The sequence below is a fragment of the Streptacidiphilus sp. EB103A genome (assembly GCF_041261405.1).
Lineage (GTDB): Bacteria > Actinomycetota > Actinomycetes > Streptomycetales > Streptomycetaceae > Streptacidiphilus.
Genome location: NZ_JBGCAQ010000051.1, coordinates 1 through 5,504 on the forward strand (window position 1 = coordinate 1; position 5,504 = coordinate 5,504).

3 protein-coding genes and 2 pseudogenes are annotated in these 5,504 nt (G+C 68.6%); 3 read left to right on the top strand and 2 right to left on the bottom strand.

All coding sequences use genetic code 11. The annotated features are described in order from the left end of the window. The 3 genes and pseudogenes from ABH941_RS40780 to ABH941_RS40790 form a co-directional block, all read left to right on the top strand. Positions 1–219 (top strand): annotated as a pseudogene (locus ABH941_RS40780) (hypothetical protein); the annotation flags it as partial. A gap of 266 nt (positions 220–485) precedes the next feature. Next, positions 486–992 (top strand): hypothetical protein, encoded by a 507-nt coding sequence (locus ABH941_RS40785; RefSeq protein ID WP_370138520.1) that lies wholly within the window; start codon positions 486–488, stop codon positions 990–992. Positions 993–1,196: 204 nt separating this feature from the next. Further along, positions 1,197–2,651 (top strand): glyceraldehyde-3-phosphate dehydrogenase, encoded by a 1,455-nt coding sequence (locus tag ABH941_RS40790; protein WP_370138524.1) that lies wholly within the window; start codon positions 1,197–1,199, stop codon positions 2,649–2,651. Positions 2,652–2,849: 198 nt separating this feature from the next. On the opposite strand, the gene ABH941_RS40795 is transcribed toward ABH941_RS40790, so the two are convergent. Further along, positions 2,850–5,021, bottom strand: coding sequence for a SpoIIE family protein phosphatase (locus tag ABH941_RS40795; protein ID WP_370138528.1), 2,172 nt, complete (start codon positions 5,019–5,021; stop codon positions 2,850–2,852). Positions 5,022–5,207: 186 nt separating this feature from the next. Further along, a pseudogene (locus ABH941_RS40800) lies at positions 5,208–5,504 on the bottom strand (transposase); the annotation flags it as partial.

Here is a 5,504-nt window from a genome sequence, read left to right on the forward strand (position 1 = left end):
AACGGTCTGATCACCAAGGACGTCTACACCGCAGCCCTCGCCCAGGACAAGGGACAGTTCCTCCCGGACGGGATGATGCCCGCCACCGGCCCGGCCACCGTCGAGACCACCGCCAAACTCTCCGGGGTCGACGTCAGCAAGGTCAACGTCGCCAACACCTACACCAACAAGTACGTCATCGCCGCCAACAAGCTGGAAGGCTTCACCGTCACCGGCTGACCCCGAGCACGTGACCGGCGCCGTCAGGAGCCGGGGACAACGATGGTGCCGGGGCCGCAGTCCATGGCTGCCGCCCCGGGCGGGCAAGATCGTCCGGCTGTTGGTTCAGAGCCCCCAGGGGATCAGCGCCTGGGCCGGCCCAAGGCTCACCGGCCCAGCAGCGCGCCAGGACCGTCCAGCGAATCGCCGGCTTCTTCAACCCGCTGCGGTCCACGGTGTGCGGCCACCTCGCCCCAGAGACAACCCTGCCCGCCAGGAGTCCCCATATGACCATCTCGCACGAGCCCACCAACGGCCAGCGGGCCGAGAGCGGACGCCGGTGTGTGGCTCTGTTCGTCGGCCACGCGGCCGCGGCCGGGCCCGATCTCACCGAAGCCGACCGTGCCGACCACGGCCGCCGGATGGTCGAGGCGTACAGCGGCGAGCCGATACCCGAGGACGACCTGGGGACCGTGATCGGCTTCATGGCTGCCGACATGTATCACCACGCGGACGGGACCGTGGACCCCGCCGCAATGCTCGGCGCCGCCCTCATGGAGTTGAGCGCCACGGTCAACACCGTGCCCGCCCTGCTCTGCCTCGGCGACGAGGGACGCCCCGGCATCCTCGCCTGCGCCCTGGCCGCCGCCATCACCTACGCCGAGAGCGTGGGCGTCTGCCCCGTCGAGATCACCGACATGGCTCTCACACACTGGTCGGACGAGGTGGAGGAGGAGAGGTTCATGCGCGCGCGTGCCGAGCGGCAGCACCACAGCGTCGGCCCGGCCCGGTAGACCAGGATCGGCGAGAGTTGCGCGCGCGACCGCCTGGTGACCCAGAGCCTGAGCGTGTCCGACGACCCGGAATGATCCCCTTCGATCCCCGGCCCGCCGTGACGCAAGCAGCGCGGGGCCGCCGCCCCCGGACAGCCCGGTCCCTTCGACACCGGCTGGACAAGCGACGAAGCAAGCAACCGTCTATTCCGAATAGGGAAATCTGTGACTGTCAACGAGGACTCGTTCACCGACTGGAAGAAGCGCGAGGAGATCGCGGAGTCGATGATCCCGGTGATCGGGAGGCTGCACCGGGAGCAGGACGTCACGGTCCTGCTGCACAGTCGCTCCTTGGTGAACAAGTCGGTGGTCAGCATCCTCAAGACGCACCGATTCGCCCGGCAGATCGCGGGCGAGGAGCTCTCCGTCACCGACACACTGCCGTTCCTGCAAGCTCTCACCGCGCTCGATCTCGGTCCTTCCCAGATCGACATCGGCATGCTCGCCGCGACGTACACGAGCGACGGCCGCGGCCTGTCGGTCGAGGAGTTCACCGCCGAGGCCGTCGCCGGCGCCACCGGTGCCAACAAGATCGAGCGCTGCGAGCCGCGCGACGTGGTCCTCTACGGGTTCGGCCGCATCGGCCGACTCGTCGCCCGTCTGCTCATGGAGAAGGCCGGTTCCGGCAACGGCCTGCGGCTGCGCGCGATCGTCGTCCGCGGGGGCAGCGGCCGGGCCGGCGAGGACCTCGTCAAGCGCGCCTCGCTACTGCGCCGCGACTCCATCCACGGCCAGTTCCAGGGCACGATCACCGTCGACGAGGCGAACAGCACGATCCTCGCCAACGGCAACGAGATCAGGGTGATCTACGCCGACGACCCGGCGTCGGTGGACTACACGGCGTACGGCATCAGGCGCGCCATCCTCATCGACAACACCGGCAAGTGGCGCGACCGCGAGGGCCTTTCCAAGCATCTGCGCCCGGGCATCGAGAAGGTGGTCCTGACCGCGCCGGGCAAGGGCGATGTCCCCAACATCGTCCATGGCGTGAACCACGACACGATCAAGCCGGACGAGCAGATCCTGTCCTGCGCGTCCTGCACCACCAACGCGATCGTCCCGCCGCTGAAGGCCATGGCGGACGAGTACGGTGTGCTGCGCGGGCACGTGGAGACCGTCCACTCCTTCACCAACGACCAGAACCTGTTGGACAACTACCACAGCGCCGACCGCCGCGGCCGCTCGGCGCCGCTCAACATGGTGATCACCGAGACCGGTGCCGCCTCCGCCGTGGCCAAGGCACTGCCCGGCCTCACGGCGAGGATCACCGGCAGCTCGATCCGCGTCCCGGTGCCGGATGTTTCGATCGCCATCCTCAACCTCCAGCTCGCGCGCGAGACGACCCGCGAGGAGGTCCTCGACTACCTCCGCAATGTTTCGCTGACCTCGCCGCTCAAGCGTCAGATCGACTTCATCAGCGCACCGGACGCGGTCTCCAGTGACTTCATCGGCTCGCGCCACGCCTCGATCGTCGACGCCGGCGCCACCAAAGCCGAGGGCGACAACGCGATCCTCTACCTGTGGTACGACAACGAGTTCGGCTACTCCTGCCAGGTCATCCGCGTCGTCCAGTACGTCTCCGGGGTGGAGTACCCGACCTACCCCGCTCCGGTGACCTGATCTTGGCAGGCTGCCCGATCCGGGCTCGCGGCAGGCCAAGCAGCCCGCTTGGCGCGGGCGCGGTCGAGGGGGAGCCGCGTGCAAGCGGCTGCTCGACGGACCGGGCTCCCAGGCCGTCGCTGACGGCGGGCTGATCGGTAGCGAGGCCACCCGCCGGCTTTCGCAGCTGCGCTCGTGGAGGGCCGCCGCAACACGCCGTCAGTGGCCTTGTTCCGTCGTGGGCAGCGTCTGCTCGCACCAGATGGTCTTGCCCGCCGTGCTGTGCCGGGTGCCCCATCGCTGGGTGAGCTGGGCGACCAGAAGCAGGCCTCGGCCTCCCTCGTCGAAGATCCGGGCTCGACGCATGTGGGGTGCGGTGTTGCTGCCGTCGGAGACCTCGCAGATCAGTGTGGCGTCGCGGATGAGCCGTAGTCGGATCGGTGGACTGCCGTATCGGATGGCGTTGGTCACCAGCTCACTGACGACCAGTTCTGTGACGAAGGACGACTCTGTCAGCTCCCAAGCCTCCAGTTGCTCGCCGGCCAGCGTTCGTGCCCGTGAGACGTACGCCGGATCGGCGGGGATGTCCCAGGTGACGACCTGATCGGACGAGAGGGCGCGGGTTCGGACGAGCATCAGTGCGACGTCGTCGGTCTGAGGGCCGGTGAGCATGGTCTCCATGACGCCGTCGCAGGCGGCTTCCAACGAGTCCGCAGGCGCCGCGAGCGTGCGGCGAAGCCGGTCGAGGGCCTGCCCGACGTCCCGCTCCGGGGTGTGCAGCAGGCCGTCGGTGAAGAGGGCGAGAACGCTGCCCGCGGCCAGTTCCAACTCTGCGGTCTCGAAAGGCAGACCACCCACTCCGAGCGGGGGACCGGTCCGCCCGGAGACTGCTTCGACCGCACCGTCCGGAGTGATCAGGAAAGGCAGCGGGTGGCCCGCACTGGCCAGAGCACAACGAAGGGAGATCGGATCGTAGACGACGTAGAGGCACGTCGCGCCCAGCTCCCCGCCCGCCGCCTCGTCGAGTCCGGGAAGATGGATGACCAGGTCGTCGAGGTGGGTGAGGAGCTCGTCCGGTGGCAGCTCGACATCGGCCAGGGTGCGCACCGCGGTGCGCAGTCGTCCCATCGTGGCGGAAGCGTGGATCCCGTGGCCCACGACGTCCCCGACGACCAGGGCCACCCGCGTCCCGGACAGTGGGATTACGTCGAGCCAGTCTCCCCCCACCCCCACTCGCGTGCCCGTTGGGCGATAGCGGTAGGCGATCTCCACAGCCGGCTGTTGGGGGAGTTGCTGCGGCAGCAGGTTGTGCTGCAGGGTCAGTGCGGTCTCACGCTCGCGGGTGTAGCGGCGGGCGTTGTCGATGGCGACGGCTGCCTTCGCGGCCAACTCCTCGGCATCGGCAAGGTCTTCCTTCTCGAACGGCTTGGACTGGCCGGCACGCCAGAAGGTGACGGTCCCCATCAGAACACCCTGCGCGACCAACGGAACCGTCATCAGCGAGTCCATTCCGTAGTCGAGTAGCCTGTCCGCCTCCTGCGGATTACCGGCCCGCCACGTGGCGGAAGCGGTCAGATCCTGGACGAAGATCGCACCCGTGTCGTCGGAGCGGCGGCCCTGTGGGACCGACAGTGCCGGCTGGATCAACGAGCCGACGGGATCCAGCGGGGCGTCGTCGCGGATCCCCTGCCTGGCCACGCGCCGCAGCGGTGCGGTGTCGGCCTGCGCCGGTTCCCCACCGTGCAGGACGGATGTCGCCAGATCGACGGTGGCGAAGTCGGCAAACCGCGGTACGGCCACCCCCACCAGCTCCTGGGCGGTCTGCTGCACATCAAGGGCAGTGCCGACAGCCATGCCGGCGTCGTACAGCAGCCGCAGGCGCCTGTTAGCCTCCTGCGCCTGCTGAAGACTGTTCTCCAGAGAGCCGGCCATGGTGTTGAACGCCGACTCGAGCTGGCCGATCTCCCGCGCACCGGTCCGCGGCATGCGCGCGGTCAGATCGCCCTCGGCAAGCCGAGTCGCCAATTGGGCCGCCCTGCGGACCGGCCAGACGATCACCCGTGTCACGTACCCGGAGTAGATGACGATGAACAGGACAGATGCCCCGATGCCGACTGACGCCGCGATGGTCGCCTGCCGGGCGTCGGCGTCAGCGCTCCCCTCGCGCGCTGAGACGGCGAAGCCCTCGGCGGTGGTGTAGCGGTCGAAGAGACTCCTCAGGGCATCGACGCGCTTCTTGCCGTCCAGTGTCACTGCTGCGCTGCTCGCCCGCGGGTCGCCTCGCTGCGCCGCGTCGACCACGGGGATGGAGTACTGGCGGATGTAGGACTCACCGCCCTGGGCGATCTGCTGCGCCAGCGCCCGCTGGGCGGGGGACGTGCTGATGCTCACGAGCTCCTGCGCCTGCGGAGGGAAGTGGTCCTGGGCGATCATCCACGGTCGGAGAAACAGGGCCTGCCGCGAGCCCGCGTTCCGCGTAATTCAGCGGCATAGAGTCACGAATCTGGGGTCTGACCTGCGCGGACATGGGTGGGGGCGCCTGAGAGTCGTTTCTCTAGGCGCTGGCGTTCGTGCTGGTCAGCGGGGTGCGGGTTCGAGCGTGATGATCTGCTTCGGTGCGGGGATGCCGAGCTTGGCCAGGAGGTCGGTCTGAGGCTTGGTCAGGGTGGTGACCTGCCGGAACACGCCTGTGGGGCCGGTGAAGGTGCCGAGGTGGAGCCGGTCGAGCTCGCGGCGGACGGTCGTCCAGGTCGCGCCGGTGGTGGTCTCGACGATGCGGATCAGCAGCAGGGCGAGCCAGCAGAGGACGACGTGTGCGCGTATGCGCTCCTCGAGCCGGTGATAGACGGGCCGCAGGTCGATGATCTGCTTCAT

Excerpts from the sequence above, each read along its gene's own strand:
- ABH941_RS40785 (WP_370138520.1), top strand. The coding sequence starts at position 486 with ATGACCATCTCGCACGAGCCCACCAACGGCCAGCGGGCCGAGAGCGGA.